This window comes from Candidatus Aenigmatarchaeota archaeon, assembly GCA_016932615.1.
GTDB lineage: Archaea > Aenigmatarchaeota > Aenigmatarchaeia > QMZS01 > QMZS01 > JAFGCN01.
The window spans coordinates 28,305-42,225 of the sequence record JAFGCN010000027.1 but is presented as its reverse complement, the minus strand read 5'-3'; the positions used below and the strand labels follow the sequence as shown (position 1 = coordinate 42,225).

At 46.5% G+C, this 13,921-nt stretch carries 14 protein-coding genes; 5 read left to right on the top strand and 9 right to left on the bottom strand.

Translation table 11 applies throughout. The features are described from left to right. Positions 1-32 precede the first annotated feature (32 nt). Together JW727_06290 and JW727_06285 are read left to right on the top strand one after the other, a co-directional pair. On the top strand, positions 33-1,613 hold the full coding sequence (locus tag JW727_06290) for a DUF262 domain-containing protein (protein ID MBN2095633.1): 1,581 nt from the start codon (positions 33-35) through the stop codon (positions 1,611-1,613). 170 nt (positions 1,614-1,783) lie between these two features. Continuing rightward, positions 1,784-2,449 carry a Type 1 glutamine amidotransferase-like domain-containing protein gene (locus tag JW727_06285; protein ID MBN2095632.1) on the top strand — a complete coding sequence of 222 codons (666 nt, stop codon included), beginning with the start codon at positions 1,784-1,786 and terminating at the stop codon, positions 2,447-2,449. Positions 2,450-2,481: 32 nt separating this feature from the next. Here JW727_06285 and JW727_06280 read toward each other — a convergent pair whose 3' ends face one another. The 4 genes from JW727_06280 to JW727_06265 all read right to left on the bottom strand — a co-directional run bounded on the left by JW727_06280 (position 2,482) and on the right by JW727_06265 (position 7,289). Beyond that, on the bottom strand, positions 2,482-3,243 hold the full coding sequence (locus tag JW727_06280; GenBank protein MBN2095631.1) for a glucosamine-6-phosphate deaminase: 762 nt from the start codon (positions 3,241-3,243) through the stop codon (positions 2,482-2,484). Between the two features lie 109 nt (positions 3,244-3,352). Further along, positions 3,353-6,439 (bottom strand): isoleucine--tRNA ligase, encoded by a 3,087-nt coding sequence (locus JW727_06275; protein MBN2095630.1) that lies wholly within the window; start codon positions 6,437-6,439, stop codon positions 3,353-3,355. A gap of 48 nt (positions 6,440-6,487) precedes the next feature. After that, entirely contained in the window at positions 6,488-6,880 is a 393-nt protein-coding gene (rpsI, locus tag JW727_06270; protein ID MBN2095629.1) for a 30S ribosomal protein S9, read from the bottom strand. Continuing rightward, positions 6,870-7,289, bottom strand: coding sequence for a 50S ribosomal protein L13 (locus JW727_06265; GenBank protein MBN2095628.1), 420 nt, complete (start codon positions 7,287-7,289; stop codon positions 6,870-6,872). Before JW727_06265 ends, rpsI begins: the two co-directional genes overlap by 11 nt. 100 nt (positions 7,290-7,389) lie before the next feature. On the opposite strand from JW727_06265, the gene JW727_06260 reads away from it, so the two are divergent. Both JW727_06260 and trxA read left to right on the top strand, forming a co-directional pair. Next, on the top strand, positions 7,390-7,584 hold the full coding sequence (locus tag JW727_06260; protein MBN2095627.1) for a DNA-directed RNA polymerase subunit N: 195 nt from the start codon (positions 7,390-7,392) through the stop codon (positions 7,582-7,584). A gap of 1 nt (position 7,585) precedes the next feature. Then, a complete protein-coding gene (gene trxA, locus JW727_06255; protein ID MBN2095626.1) occupies positions 7,586-7,894 on the top strand; it encodes a thioredoxin in 309 nt (102 codons plus the stop codon). 27 nt (positions 7,895-7,921) lie between these two features. Here the strand turns inward: trxA and JW727_06250 are convergent, their stop codons facing one another. Together JW727_06250 and secY are read right to left on the bottom strand one after the other, a co-directional pair. Beyond that, positions 7,922-9,274, bottom strand: a complete 1,353-nt coding sequence (locus tag JW727_06250; GenBank protein ID MBN2095625.1) for a hypothetical protein — start codon at positions 9,272-9,274, stop codon at positions 7,922-7,924. Positions 9,275-9,465: 191 nt separating this feature from the next. Then, a complete protein-coding gene (secY, locus tag JW727_06245) occupies positions 9,466-10,833 on the bottom strand; it encodes a preprotein translocase subunit SecY (protein MBN2095624.1) in 1,368 nt (455 codons plus the stop codon). A gap of 66 nt (positions 10,834-10,899) precedes the next feature. Here secY and JW727_06240 point away from each other — a divergent pair, with 66 nt between their 5' ends. Beyond that, positions 10,900-11,457: an HD domain-containing protein gene (locus JW727_06240; GenBank protein ID MBN2095623.1), complete on the top strand. Its 558-nt coding sequence runs from the start codon at positions 10,900-10,902 to the stop codon at positions 11,455-11,457. Positions 11,458-11,483: 26 nt separating this feature from the next. Here JW727_06240 and JW727_06235 read toward each other — a convergent pair whose 3' ends face one another. The 3 genes from JW727_06235 to JW727_06225 all read right to left on the bottom strand — a co-directional run bounded on the left by JW727_06235 (position 11,484) and on the right by JW727_06225 (position 13,887). Continuing rightward, positions 11,484-12,431: a hypothetical protein gene (locus JW727_06235; protein ID MBN2095622.1), complete on the bottom strand. Its 948-nt coding sequence runs from the start codon at positions 12,429-12,431 to the stop codon at positions 11,484-11,486. A gap of 477 nt (positions 12,432-12,908) precedes the next feature. Continuing rightward, complete coding sequence (locus JW727_06230; GenBank protein MBN2095621.1) at positions 12,909-13,397, bottom strand: hypothetical protein; 489 nt, start codon at positions 13,395-13,397, stop codon at positions 12,909-12,911. Between the two features lie 112 nt (positions 13,398-13,509). Next, positions 13,510-13,887: an uL15 family ribosomal protein gene (locus tag JW727_06225; GenBank protein MBN2095620.1), complete on the bottom strand. Its 378-nt coding sequence runs from the start codon at positions 13,885-13,887 to the stop codon at positions 13,510-13,512. Between the last annotated feature and the right edge of the window lie 34 nt (positions 13,888-13,921).

Here is a 13,921-nt window from a genome sequence, read left to right as displayed (position 1 = left end):
CGAGTACAGAGGTATTCCATATAACTACTATAATGGGAGACCCTCTTACGATTAGGAAGTTGATTGAGAGAATTTCTTCAGGAGATATAAGAATCCCGGCCTTTCAACGAGATTTTGTTTGGGAACCTGATCAAGTAGCATTTTTGCTAGATAGCATTTACAAAGGTTTTCCGATAGGAACCATCATTTTATGGAAAACTGATACTCGCCTTACAACAGAAAAAGATCTGGGAAGATTTGTTCTGCCTCAACCGCTAAAAGATTATCCTGTAAATTATGTGTTAGATGGGCAACAAAGAATCACTAGCTTATTTAGCGTTTTTCAAACCACTCTTACACCAGTAGATGATGAATGGGTGGATATATATTTTGACTTGGAGGCTAAAGAAAGTATCCAAGAATCGTTATTTGTAGCGCTTGACGAATCAGAGGTTGATTCAAACAGATATTTTCCCATGAAGGTATTATTTGATACGGTAGGTTATAGAAAAGCAACGGAAAAGCTATCCGATAAGCAAAAATTAGAAATCGATAATCTTCAAGACCGATTTAAGGAATACTTAATACCCAACGAGACATTTGAGTCACAAGATCGGAATAGTGTAGCCATTGTTTTTGAAAGAATAAATCGGGCGGGTACAGAGCTAGACATCTTTCAACTTTTGTCCGCATGGAGCTGGTCGGAAGATTTTGACCTGGTTGAAAAATTTGACGAACTTCAAGAAGAAATTGCAGAGCATGGGTACGAAGGGTTGTGTAAAGATAGAGACCTACAATTAAGGATATGTGCAGGGATTATTAGAGGAGAAACTACTCCCAAGGCAATCCTTGAAATGCAAGGTCAAGAAATTAGAGAAAGATTTGAAGACATTAGGAGAGGTATGTTGGGTGCAATTGACTTCTTAAAAGGGGAATTAAACATTAAGAATTACAAATTGCTCCCGTTCCCAGGTCTCATTGTCCCATTAAGTGTTTTCTTTGAAACTTGTAGAACCGAAGGTTCACCTTATACTGATAAGCAAAAACAAAAAATGATGAAATGGTTTTGGAGATCGGTCTTTACTCGAAGATTTTCTGCAGGCGTTAATGAAAAGCAAGCTGTTGATATTACTGAGTTTAAAGCTTTAAAGGATGACGAAAATCATAGCTTCAATTACCCTTTGGATGAAATTAAGGTAGACTTTAAGAACAGTAAGTTCTCATCTGGAAGTGCCGATTCAAAAACGTTAATTCTTTTACTAGGTTCACTTGAGCCACATTCTTTTGTAAGTGGTACAACGATAAAGCTGGAAAGGGTATTAAATAAAGTAAATACCCATGAATTTCACCACATTTTTCCCAAAAAGCATTTGGAGCGAAGTAGTGTTGAGAAAAGAAAAATAAATGTGCTGGCCAATATTTGTTTCTTAACCCGAGGAGATAACAATACCATAAAGGATGAGGCACCAAGCGAATATATTCGGCGAATTGACAGGCGCCATTTTAATGAGTATATCGACGAATCGTTAATTCCAAGAGATTTTGCAGACCTCGATTATGACTCCTTTATTGACCAAAGAGCCAGTTTAATCATGGCTAAAGCAAAAGACTTGATGAATCTGTACACCGATTAGAAACACTCCGTTTACATCTTAGCTGTATTAACGAAGACCTACTCCAGAATTTAGCAGCCCACCCTCGCCTCTCCCAAATTCCCTTGTCCTTTGGCTAAGCCGGCTTTTGGTCTGCAAAAACTTCACCACCTCCCCTCAGGTTAGTTTTAATACCTCCCCCACCTAATATTATGAAACTGTTGCTGACATCAATGGGGCTTACCAATGATTCAATCGCCAGTGCCCTGTTTGAAATGACTGGCAAAAGACCAGAAGAAACAACCCTTGTTTTTATTCCAACCGCAAGCAATGCTGAAGCCGGGGACAAAAGCTGGCTAATTGCCGACCTGATTAACCTGAAAAAACTGAATTTCAAGGCCATCGAGATTACTGACATCTCGGCAGTCGATGAAACCATCTGGAAGCCAAGCCTGGAAAGGGCGGACGTTTTGTTTTTTGAAGGCGGAAACACCTACCACCTGATGAGATGGCTGAACAAGTCCGGCTTGGCTAAGGCATTGCCCGAACTATTGAAGGATAAGGTGTATGTCGGCCTTAGCGCCGGAAGCATGGTGACAAACCCCGACCTGTCATTAAAGCTATCGCAAGAGCTCTTTGAAGAAGACATGCTGGAAACCGAAGAATTAAAGGGCCTGAATTTCGTAGATTTTTATTTCCTGCCGCACCTGAACTCCGAATGGTTCAAGAAAGTGAGGAAAGAAAACATAGAAAAAGTCGGGCAGGAAATAAGCAGAAAAATCTATGCGCTTGACGATAATTCCGCGCTGAAAATTATTGGCAATAAGATTGAAGTGATTAGCGAAGGTGAATGGTTTGTCATCAATGAAAAGCAATAACGTTCTTTTTGCTCTGCTGACTTAGGGCCCCTTCAGTTAAGCTTGCTGGCCGCTGCCTTGTCCACAATCCAGTGGCAGTTGGGGTGTTTTGCAAGTATCGTGGCTGGAATTTCTTCTGTGGGCTCAGGGGAATACAGGACTTTTCGGAGAATATCCGCCTTTCTCTCCCCGCACACCAAAAACAGGATTTCCTTTGAAGCCATCCCCGTTTTCAGGCCAACCGTGACAGCGTGGCTGGGCGTTTCCAGCCCCGTCAAGCCCTGGTTGACGCTTTGCGTGTCTTCGGTCAATTTGACCATTCTTGTCACAGAGCCAAAGCCCGATTCGGGCGGGGAATTAAATCCAAAGATGTGCCCATCCTCGCCCATAGCATTCAGGCACAGGTCAATCCCTCCCAGGTTTTCAATCAATTCATCGTAATGGCCGGGCGTCTTTGCGTTCTCGATTCCCGGAAAATAATGCCTTGGCCGGGGGGCAATTTTCGAGAATAATCGCTCATTCATATATTTTCTGTATGATGCCGGGTGGTCTTCGGAAACAAACCTGAAAACCCCATTTTCCAGATGGCCGTATTCGTCCATATTGAAAAAAATGGCATTGGAAAGGACCTCTGCGCCCTGCCGGCTTAAAAGCTCATAAACCCCTTCGGGAGTTGTCCCTGTCGGCACCAACAGCTTTAGCGGATTTGCTGATTTCATCCTTTCCAGGATAATCTCTGCTGCAACTTTTGTCATCTCTTCCTTATCCTCGACCAGGGTCACATTTATTCCATTGAAGGTTTTGTTTTCCGCCATATAATTAGAAACCGGATACTATTTAACCCTTAAAGCCAGGTGGCTTGGAGTGCAATCGACGCACTGCTCAATGATTCATAAAAACGTTCTGCCTTAAGCCCGATAATCCCTACGCCTTCTTAAACCCAAACCCGACTTTCAGGTCCTTGTACTCCCCAAAGCCCTTCCCGTCAGTTACGGAATATTTCACTGAAGAAGCCCCGACTTCCTCCTTTATTTCCTCCTCGAACCGCTTCAAAAACGGCTTGTCCTCAAGTCCCAGTGCTATGCTGTCGGAAACCTTTAGCCCCGCGTCTTTTCTTGCCTTCTGGATTTCCCTGACAAGCTCCCTTAAAAGGCGCTCCTCCTTAAGCTCCTGCGTCTCGGTCAGGTCAAGTGCCACATACCCTTCAGAAAAGGTTGTCCCCTCAACCGGCTTTTGTCTGATTATGAGGTCAGACTTTTCCACCTTAAATCCTCCAAGGTCCATTTCGTCCTTGACCTGGCTTGAAGTAAGCGCCAAAATCAGCTTTGCAACAGCTTGAGTGTCTTTTCCGAATTTCTTTCCAAGGGTTGCAAAGTTCGGCTTTATCTCGACATTGTCGCTTTCCGTAAACTCCACGTTCTTCAGGTTTGACAAAGTAAGCACAATTTCTTTGGTCTGATTGACCGCTTCCTTTACGTTTTTTCCTCCATAAACGGTTGCCTTCAGGACCGGGTGCCTTAAGCCCACTCCATTCTTCTGCCTCTCGGCGTTTATCGCCTCGGTTATCTCTTTGGCAAGCTCAAAGCTTTCCTCGAGCTTTTTGTCAACCCTCTTTTTGTCACACTCCGGCCACTCTGACATATGGACCGAGCCCTCAAATGACCTCATCCAGATTTCGTCTGACAAAAACGGGGCAAAAGGCGCAAGAAGCTTTACGAGCCGCATAAGAGCGTACTGGAAGGCGCAGGAGACTTCCTCTTCCTTTGCAATCCTGCTCCTGACAAGCTTCACATAAAGCCGCGAAAAGTCGTTTATCAAAAACTTCATGAGCTTTCTTGACGCGTAGTGAAACCGGAAGTTCTCCAGGTCGTCAGTTACTTCCTCGACCAGGGTGTTGATTCTTGAAACAAGCCAAAGGTCAGCGATATTTTCAAGCGCCACACCATTTCCGCCCTCGATTTTCCTGCCATAAGTCTCAAGGTAAGCCGAAAGGTTCCAGAGGGTGTTCAGGGTATTTTTGAGTTGGCCTGCTTCCTCAAGCGAAAACCTCTGTGCCTCCCAGGGGGCATTTGTGTAGCAAACATATAGCCGCAGGATGTCAGCCCCAAGGTCATTGTATGCATCTTTCCCCCAAACGACGTTTCCAAGGGATTTCGACATTTTCTCCCCCTTCTCGTCCAGGTTCCAGCCACTAAGCCCAACTGCCTTGTAAGATCCCTCCCCAAAGGTAGCAACCGAATAGACCATCAGGGAATTAAACCAACCCCTTATCTGGTCTATCCCTTCCGTAATCATATCCACCTTCCACATCTTCTCAAACAGATCCTTGTTCTGGTAAGGGTAACCAATAGATGCCCAGGGGGCAATTCCTGAATCAAACCATACATCCATAACTTCCCTCTCCCTTTCCATAACGCCTCCGCACTCGCATTTGAACTTAATGCCATCAACATAGTCGACTGAAAGCTGCAGGTCGTCTGGCACTTTGCAAACTGCATTTTCCTTCAGTTCCTCGACGCTTCCAATCATCTTCATCCTGCCGCAATCCCTGCAGACCCAGAGAGGGAAAGGAATTCCCCAGTACCTCTGCCTAGTTATCGCCCAGTCAGGGGAAGACGCTACGACATTGTGGTATTGCTCGCCGGCAAATGAAGGAAGCCACCTCACAGACTTGTTTTCGTGAAGCATCTTGTCCCTAATCGTATCAAGCTTCAAAAACCACTGCTTGGTCTTCCTGTAGATAAGCGGGGTCTTGCACCTCCAGCAAAGCGGGTACGAGTGGACGATTCTTTCGCTGTGGAAAAGCGCGTTTTTCTCCTTCAGATAATCCAAAACTGAGACATTCGCCTCGTCGGTCGTGATTCCCTCGAACTTTCCGGTGCCTTCAGACAATTTTCCCGCCTCATCAACCGGGGAGATTGACGAAAGGCCATAGTGCTCTCCAATCCGGTAGTCCTCCTCACCGTGCCCGGGGGCGATGTGGACAATTCCTGTTCCGGTGCTTATGTCAACAAGGTGGCCAAACTGTGTCTCCTCGTCTGCCGCAGTTTCCTTTTTGGCAGCCACTTTTCCGGACACCTTCTTTTTCATCAAAGGAATCGAAAGAATTACGCGGTGGTCTATTTCCGCCTGGATTGGGATGTCAATAAGCGACTCGTAAGGGGTTCCTTCAAGCTTCTTTCCAGGGAACTCCTCTAAGATTCTGTAGCCCCACCCCAAATTTTCAAGAAGGTCAAGGCGGTCCTTTGCCATTATGAAAATCTCGCCGCCCACTTCAGCCCTTACATAAGTCTCGTCCGGGTGGACGCACAGGGAAACATTGGCAGGAAGCGTCCAGGGGGTGGTAGTCCAGGCAAGGAAGAACTCGTTTTCCTTTCCCTTGGCCTTGAACTTAATGTAAATCGAAGGGCTTTCGATTTCCTTGTAGGAGTCGGTAACATCATAGCCGCTTAGCACGGTCTCGCAGTGCGGGCACCAGAAGGTCGGCTTTTCGCCCCTCGCCAAAAGCCCCTTCTCGAAAATCTTCTTTATTGTCCACCAGCCGCTCTCCCGGTAGTAATTTTCAGAAGTCAGGTACGGCTCGACGTATCCCCTCCAGGCGCCGATTTTCCTGTAGAGGTCAAGCCATTCGGTCTCGTGCCCCCTGGCAAAAACCCTGCACTCCTTAATGAATTTCCCGATTCCCGCCTTTTCGATATCTGCCTTGCACCGGAGGCCAAGCTTTTGCTCCACCTTGTTTTCAATTGGAAGCCCGCCGCAATCGAATCCCGGCTGAAACCACACGCCATAGCCCTGCATGAACTTGAATTTTCCCCAGATATCCTTGAAGGTTGTTGTCTTTACGTGTCCCACGTGAGCCGGGGCGTTTACGTAAGGAGGGCCGTCAAGAAGGTAAAATTTTTTCTCCCTTTTTGAGGAAACTATGCTCTCGGGGACTTTCTTTTCACTCCACGCCAGAGAAACCCTTTTTTCGACAATTTTTGGGTCATAGCTTTTATCCTCAGATTCCATAACTTATTTAAAAAAAGTTCAAAAGCCCATCTCTACAAATTGGCTAAACTATCGCTTGCTTCTCTGCTTGTGGCGCCTGGCTCCCTTCTTTGACCTGGAGGGCTTGTGCGGCTCGGCCCTTCTGGGGTCCTGAACCAAGAGAGCCCGGTCATAATCCAAAAATGCCTTTTTTGCCTCGTCCCCTTTAAGGGAGACAATTGCACGGGCAATGCCCTGGGCTGCTGCCTCTGCCTGGGAGATTATTCCGCCTCCTGCAGCGTTTATCCTGATGTCAAAGCCATCTTCACCAATAACTATAAGCGGCTCCTGAATCTTGAGCTGAATTGTCTTCGGGTAGGCCTCAAGGAGCTTGTCATTAAGGACAATCCTCTTGTTTCCGGGGGTAAGCTTTACCCTTGAAACTGCCAAACGCCTTTTGCCAACGAAGATTTCACTTGCCATAATCATAACCCAAATGCTTACTTAATTCGCCGATAAGGACAAACTCGCAGTCTATCTTATCTGCGGTCTTCCCGAAAACCTCCAGTTTTTTGTCCTTGAACTCCTCAGGGACGCCAACGTAAACCTTGACTCTTGAAAAGGCCTGTTTTCCTTCAGGAGACCTTATCTGGACCATTCCCCTAACCGACCTTCTAACTATCTCTGCAGGGCCTCTTGGGAAAAAAGGGCCATGCTCAGGGCAACCCCTGTGCCTCCTTACTTCATATTTATGGAAAACCGCATCCCTTGCGCCTGAAATTATGGCCCTCTCTGCGTTTACGACTGCCACTTCCTCTCCGGAACGGGCAAGTTTTGCCACTTCAACGGCCATCCTCCCAAGGACGCACCCTTCAGCGTTTATAACTCTCATTTCATTATATGGAGGAAAAGCTTTTAATGGTGTTTTCCACGGCTTTGGAAAGCTAAAGGGGCTAAAATGCCTTTTTAAATTATTTAGCCAAGTATATTTAATGATAATACCTGTTCGATGTTTCACCTGCGGAAAAGTAATCGGCCATCTTTGGTCTGACTACAAGAAAAAGACCGAGAATGGAGAAAAGCCCGGAGAGGTCATGGACCAGATAGGGCTTAAAAGATACTGCTGCAGAACAACATTTCTTACGCACTCGGACAACATCAAGGAAATAGCCAAATTTAAGGTATAAGATGATAAAAGAAGTAACGGACAAAAACTTCAAAAATTTCGTAAAGGAAGGCGTATCTGTTGTCGACTGCTTTGCCGAATGGTGCCCTCCATGCAAGATGCTCAGCCCCGTTCTTGAAAATCTGTCTGGAGAGATTACCGAGATAAAGTTTGGAAAGCTGAATACTGACGAAAACCCCGAGGTGACAGGTGAGTACGAGATAAGGTCAATTCCCAATATCCTTGTCTTCAAAGACGGAAAGCTAATAGACCAGATTGTCGGCTTCTACCCTGAGCCGGCGCTCAAAAAGAAGCTTAAAACCTACATTTAGCTCACAGGCCCTTAAAACCTATTTGCTTCATTTTACTACAAATACTGACCACCAGGGGGCGTTATTAGCCACTACGCTTGCGCTTTCCGCACTGGCTTCGATTATCCTTTCATACTCTACCGGGAAAAGCCACAGGAATTTTCCTCTCTCTTCCTGAGTGAGCCGGTAAGCCAGACCTTCCCCCCTGGGCACGACCCGCATTTCCTTTGGCGTAATGCCAAGCTTTCTTGTTACCTGTGAAGGGAGAACTCGTATTTCCACTCCCTCTGCAAAGAGCTTACCCTCATTAAGCGTAATATTATCAATTTTGGCGTAAATGCCTTCAGAATCCAGGAATATTCCAGAAAGGTTGTACCTTATTGCAGTGGGAAGCCCATTCGCCCTGAAAACAATGCTGCCTGCCTTAGGATAAACTCTTATGCCCTCCACCTCAGTTGCCCCCTGCATTACGGAAATTTTCCTTACAAGGGGGCGGAGTTCACTGACATTGACCTGGCCCTGCTTTTCCACAAGAAGTGCCGCCAGCTGATTTGTTTCATTCTTAAGCCCGATAAATTGCCCTGCCTTTGCAGAAGGAGTCTCATTAGAGGCAGAAATCTCGGAAAGGCGCATCTGGTAGTAGACAAGTATATCTCCTGCTCCTGAGGTACTCTCCCCTACCGCCTCCATCAGAAGTTCGCCAAGGCCTGCTTTCTCCAAATCTTTGCAGCCCTCCCCCAGAAAAGCCGACTGGGCTTCCAATTGCCCAATTGTTGCAGAAATCGCCTCGGGAGAAACTCCGGAATATTTCTGCTTCTGCTGGTCTGAAAGGATGCCCTGAAGGTAAGCAACTTTCGCCCTTCTCGATTCTAAAGCGTCGCAGGCCCTAATCTGGGCAGCCACCGGGGTATCCAGAAGGTGGTCTGGGTCCTCTGAAGGCCTTGCCGGAAGCTTGGCAATACACCGGGCTCTTGCTGCTTCCACCGATAAGCTTAGCTTCTCAAGCTCCCTGGAAAGTTCATCATAAGCCGCCTTGTCGCCGCTATCTTCTGCTGCCTTCATTTCCTCCAAAATGCGGCTGATGTTTGAAACAACAGAGATTTCAAGACAGGGCTCAATTGAAAGGACCGTTAAGTTTGCGCTGTTTCCTGCAACAGAGCCAACCTTGGAGGGGTAAACACAGTCATACCCAACGACGCAGCCGCCCTGAACCCTTGGGCTTGCCTCAAGCCGATTCATCCTGCACCTTTCCTCTACGTCCACTGTCAGGGGCACGTCAATACAGGAACCTGCAGAAGAAGGATTTTGAAAATAAGGCGCGCCTGTGTCCACAGCCAAAGCTGCCGCTGGCAGGAAAATGATGGCAGCAACAATTGCCAGAGCGCGCAAATCAGGAGCCATAACTAATATCCTTCAAGATATTTGCCCTGCTCAATCCTTTTGATATTGTGGCCGTTTAGGGGAATCAAGGCAAAGTGTTTACTAAAAAAAGCCCGGGGCTTTTTCGAATCTGCTTCTTTTGGAGGTGTCGGCCCTTTCAGGGTGTCGAACCGAAGGTGAAGATGCCCTAAATGATAAAACTGTTTGCAGTTTTATTCGAAGAACTTCCTGACCGCAGGGTTCATGTCTTCAGCATACTGCTGGCCGATTCTCTCGTAGAAGTTGTAGAGAATCATTACCGTAAGAAGGATTCCGGTTCCGGTTCCAAAAGCGCCGGTAAGGTCGGCAATGGCTGCCAGAAGCCCAACGGCAATGGCGCCCATTATTGTAAGCGGGTAAATATATTTCGACAGAATCCCAACCAGGATTCTCTTGTCCTTTCTAAAGCCCGGAATCTGCATACCAACCGAAGTAATCTGGTCTGCCACCGGCTCAGGGCCCATATTGGTGGTTTCGACCCAGAAGAAGGCAAATACGACGCAAAGAGCCGTCAGGAATATCGTATAGGTTATCGCACGCACAAACTCTGCGGTAGGAATCTCTGCTCCGGACACAAGGCCAGACATTACTGTTGGAAGAAGGTTGTGCGGCGCTGAAAGGTAATAACCAAGCCCGCTTATCGGCTGGCCCGTGGTATCATCATAAGTGCCAAGAATAGATGTTATGCCCTGATTATCGAGAATTGAGCCGAAAAGGGAAATGTTAATAAGGAAGGCAGAAGCAAGGATTACCGGCATGTTGGAGGTATAGAACAGGTTTAAAGGCCACCTTCTTCCAAAGCCCCTCACCTGCGAGAAAGCAAGAGGGATTTCAACCTTTATGGACTGTGCGAACAATGAAAGGGCAAATATAAGAACCGTTGCAAGAATGGCGGTCAGGTAAAATGCGGCCAAGTCAATTCTTCCCACGGGAAGGCTTGCAAGAAGGCTTGGAATGGCGCCTGCAAAGTATTCTCCTGATGGGACAACGGACAGCATCCGGACAAATATGACTTTAGAAACCCCTGCGGCAATAAACAGGGAAACACCCGGCCCAAGGCCCCATTTTGTGCTTACCTCATCAAGGAATAGGATTATAAGGCCGCCTGCCGCAATCTGCAGGCCAACAAACAGGACCATTGACGGAACTTCCGCCTGTACGGCCCCAAACATTACGTACGCAAAACCTTCAAGGAAACAAAAAGCGATTGCAAGCATTTTCTGCGTGCCCTGGAACTTGACCCTACCTTCCCTTTTGCTCAGGTCCCAACCAAGAATCTTGGCCCCGACCAAAACCTGAAGAAGAATGGAAGCGGTAACAATCGGGCCAATACCAAGTGTCCCAAGAGTCCCGAATTCTGAACCCAAAAGCACGGATATATTCTTGAAGTAATCATAGCTTTGCTGTGCGACTCCGATAAGCGGGGTCTCACCCATCAAAAAGAAAAGAACAAGAACAAGCACAGTCCATTTAAGCCGGTCCTTGAAGTTAAGCCGGGATTTAGGGTTTACGACTCCCGGCATCTTGTTCACTAGGTTCATTAAATAACTCTTTTAAAAATAATAATTGCTCGAAAGAATCGTAGATAAAGCTTTCCTTATAAGCTTATGATTGCTGAAGAAGCCAGAAACCTCGTGGAATCGGCCTGTAGGAGTGAAAACAATGCCTATGGCTACGGGGCGTGGACGCACCACATAGAGTCGGTCGTAAAATACTCTAAAGCCCTGGCACGAAAGACCGGCGGTGACGAGGAAATCTGCGAGCTTGGAGCCCTTTTTCACGATTATTCATCTGTTCTGGACAAAGAGCTATACCCAGAGCACCACATACACAGCGCCCGGCTTGCCGGAGAGGTCCTTTATAGTATGTACTACCCTGAAGACCGCATAAAGCGCGTGCAGCACTGCATTCTGGCCCACCGGGCAAGCAAAAACATTCCAAGAGAGACCCTTGAGGCCGAAATTGTCGCCAGTAGCGACGCCATGGCGCATTTTGACAATGTCGCTTCCCTGCTCTACCTTGCCTACACAAAGCACGAAATGGGAATAGATGAAGGCAGGGACTGGGTTTTGGGAAAGCTTGAAAGAAGCTGGGAAAAGCTTATGCCTGAGGCACAGGAAATGCTTAGCGAAAAATATGAAGCAATAAAGAAAGCTCTCTTGTAAAACTATTACAAAACCTCAAAAGAAAATTATCTTTCATCCGTGCAGTCCTGAATTGAGATTTCTAAATCTGCAGTATTTCCGGATATGTCCTCTACCTTAACAGTTACCTGACCAAACGTATGGCTTGCGTGCTCTGCAATCTTGACGCCATTTATTGTTACCTTCTTATGTCCGCACGAAGTTTCTGTCCCTGAAGAAGTCAGTTTTGTTCCATCAATTGTTATTGATTCTGACTTGTCAAGCGTTACTTCTATCTCTATCTCGTTGCAGGCCTGGTCCGGGCAATATTCCTCACAGGAGTCTTCATTTATGTATGGCTTGCAGGTGTTGGCGTTGATGTATCCGCTGCAGGTGTTCATGTTTATGTAGGGTCTGCAGGAATTCATGTTTACGTAAGGTCTGCATGTGTTAGCGTTGATGTATCCGCTGCAGGTGTTAGCGTTGATGTAAGGCCGGCATGTCTGGTAGTTAACCGGGGTGCATCCTTCTTCCTCTGGGAAGTATTGCGCACAAGTATCCTCGTTTATGTATTCGCTGCAGGTTTCCTCATTTACCGGGGTGCATTCATCTGTCTCGCAGTCCTGTTCTGGGCAATACTGCTCACAGTTCTCCTCGTTTGCGGGTGTGCAGTCCTCACACTCGGTGCCTTCTCCATTTGGGCTTCCGCTAAGGCATGACTGCCACATATCATAGTAGCGCTGCCCTTCTGAGGTTATGGGCCCGCTTGAGCGTGGTTTCATAACCCTTTTAAGCTTTGTCTGGGTTTTATTGAGAGTTTCGTTGCAAACTGCCAATTCATCAAGGCATGCTCCAGTTTCAGCTCTGGCCGAAAGCATTGCAAGATAATATGGTCTTGCCCAGGCAATTCCTGTCTCTACATCGCTGCGCCCTTCTGCCATTGCAAATCCCGGCAGGACTATTCCTGCGACTATTGCTAAGGCAAGTAGGTCCAACCAAATAGTGGTTACTTTCATAGTTGTCACTAAATAATAATGTATATTTAGCTTATATACACCACCAAACCGCTTAAAAGCCGGCTAATTGACGTTTAGAGCCATTTTAGAGGTAGCTTACTTTGTAATTTTACTAAAGGGTAGTTATTTACAAGGCAAATGGCTGGAAACTGAGAGGAGATGCATATCGGGAAAAAAGCACATCCTTAGAGATAGAAACTACTGCAAGGCAACATAATTGGCGCGCTATGAAAACCCCTCACAAAAAGGAGGGGTCTGTAAAAAATACGTTTCGTGACGAATAAGACCCCCTAGCTACTTATAGCCCTTATTAAACTGTTTTTATGGGTGCCCTTCAAAGATACGGGCCTGGTCTATTTGGCTACCCTTGGCAAACAAGAAGGGAAAAATAGACAGAATAGTCCAACAATTATCCATCAGAAAGCGACAAACGCCAAAATCACCCTTCAATTATTCGCCCTCTTAAACTAACAAAGACTATCCTACAAACGGCCTATCCGACAGAGGGCTTGGTGGAGGTGTAGTTGGTGTATATTCGAGATTGCTAAGAGGGTTACCCATATCTGAGGCAATCAGGCCCAAAGTAAGTACCGCCTGGTCCAATTCCGGAACCTGAGCCGGCAGGATCGATTCCTGAAGCAATCGCATATCTTTCAATCTATCTCTCGCACGGCCCAACCTAGAATCATACGAAGTGTCATTATATCCATAATACCCCTCCGAGATAATACCCTCTGTAAGGGTAGTACTAGACCCAGGGATAGCCCTATGCTCGTCAGCATCAACCCAGGAAGAATACCTAAGGATACGACCATCACCCAGCTCCAGATTTGAACTATAGCTTCTGTCTCCAATAATCCTTGAAAAGTTAATGAGGTATGTGTCTCCAGTTCTATTGATGGTGACCATGCCTTTATCTGAAGGCAACCCTACATGAACTATCTCCGAATTATTGATACCTGCCATCTTTTTCACCTAAATAATTGCTACTTTAAAAGAATAAATAGTTTTAAAAGCCAAAAAGAATAGGATATTATCCCAGAAGAGAAAATCATCCAGAAGTAAAGTATACTATGAGCTAACCTTCAATTATCTCGCCGCCTGCTGCCTTTATCTTTTCCTCGGCGGATTTGCTCCATCGGGCAACGGTGACTTTAAGCTTCTTTTTCGGCTCGCCCAAGCCAAGGAGCTTTTCATAGCCCATTTCGGTCAGGTTTACCTCAGGCGTTTCGAACTTATTAAGGTCTTCCAGGTTTATGACTCTGCATACTGCCTTCTTTTTCAAAGCCCTGTGGTCGTAGTGCTCCGGGCACTTCATCTTGAACATCTGCATCCTGTGCTTTTTAGAGCCCGCAAAGCCGACTCCTCCTCTTGAGCCCTTTCCCCGGTGCTTTTTCTTAGACCCGTATCCGCAGGTGTTTGAACCGCGAAACTTCCTGTTCCTGACCTTTCCCATAACATAGAGCCGAAAGAAATAAATTAGCCAGATA

What these genes read in the sequence shown, in the direction of transcription:
- JW727_06290 (MBN2095633.1), top strand. Translation starts at nt 33, where the DNA reads ATGGGAGACCCTCTTACGATTAGGAAGTTGATTGAGAGAATTTCTTCA.
- JW727_06285 (MBN2095632.1), top strand. Translation starts at nt 1,784, where the DNA reads ATGAAACTGTTGCTGACATCAATGGGGCTTACCAATGATTCAATCGCC.
- JW727_06280 (MBN2095631.1), bottom strand. Translation starts at nt 3,243, where the DNA reads ATGGCGGAAAACAAAACCTTCAATGGAATAAATGTGACCCTGGTCGAG.
- JW727_06275 (MBN2095630.1), bottom strand. Translation starts at nt 6,439, where the DNA reads ATGGAATCTGAGGATAAAAGCTATGACCCAAAAATTGTCGAAAAAAGG.
- rpsI (MBN2095629.1), bottom strand. Translation starts at nt 6,880, where the DNA reads ATGGCAAGTGAAATCTTCGTTGGCAAAAGGCGTTTGGCAGTTTCAAGG.
- JW727_06265 (MBN2095628.1), bottom strand. Translation starts at nt 7,289, where the DNA reads ATGAGAGTTATAAACGCTGAAGGGTGCGTCCTTGGGAGGATGGCCGTT.
- JW727_06260 (MBN2095627.1), top strand. Translation starts at nt 7,390, where the DNA reads ATGATAATACCTGTTCGATGTTTCACCTGCGGAAAAGTAATCGGCCAT.
- trxA (MBN2095626.1), top strand. Translation starts at nt 7,586, where the DNA reads ATGATAAAAGAAGTAACGGACAAAAACTTCAAAAATTTCGTAAAGGAA.
- JW727_06250 (MBN2095625.1), bottom strand. Translation starts at nt 9,274, where the DNA reads ATGGCTCCTGATTTGCGCGCTCTGGCAATTGTTGCTGCCATCATTTTC.
- secY (MBN2095624.1), bottom strand. Translation starts at nt 10,833, where the DNA reads ATGAACCTAGTGAACAAGATGCCGGGAGTCGTAAACCCTAAATCCCGG.
- JW727_06240 (MBN2095623.1), top strand. Translation starts at nt 10,900, where the DNA reads ATGATTGCTGAAGAAGCCAGAAACCTCGTGGAATCGGCCTGTAGGAGT.
- JW727_06235 (MBN2095622.1), bottom strand. Translation starts at nt 12,431, where the DNA reads ATGAAAGTAACCACTATTTGGTTGGACCTACTTGCCTTAGCAATAGTC.
- JW727_06230 (MBN2095621.1), bottom strand. Translation starts at nt 13,397, where the DNA reads ATGGCAGGTATCAATAATTCGGAGATAGTTCATGTAGGGTTGCCTTCA.
- JW727_06225 (MBN2095620.1), bottom strand. Translation starts at nt 13,887, where the DNA reads ATGGGAAAGGTCAGGAACAGGAAGTTTCGCGGTTCAAACACCTGCGGA.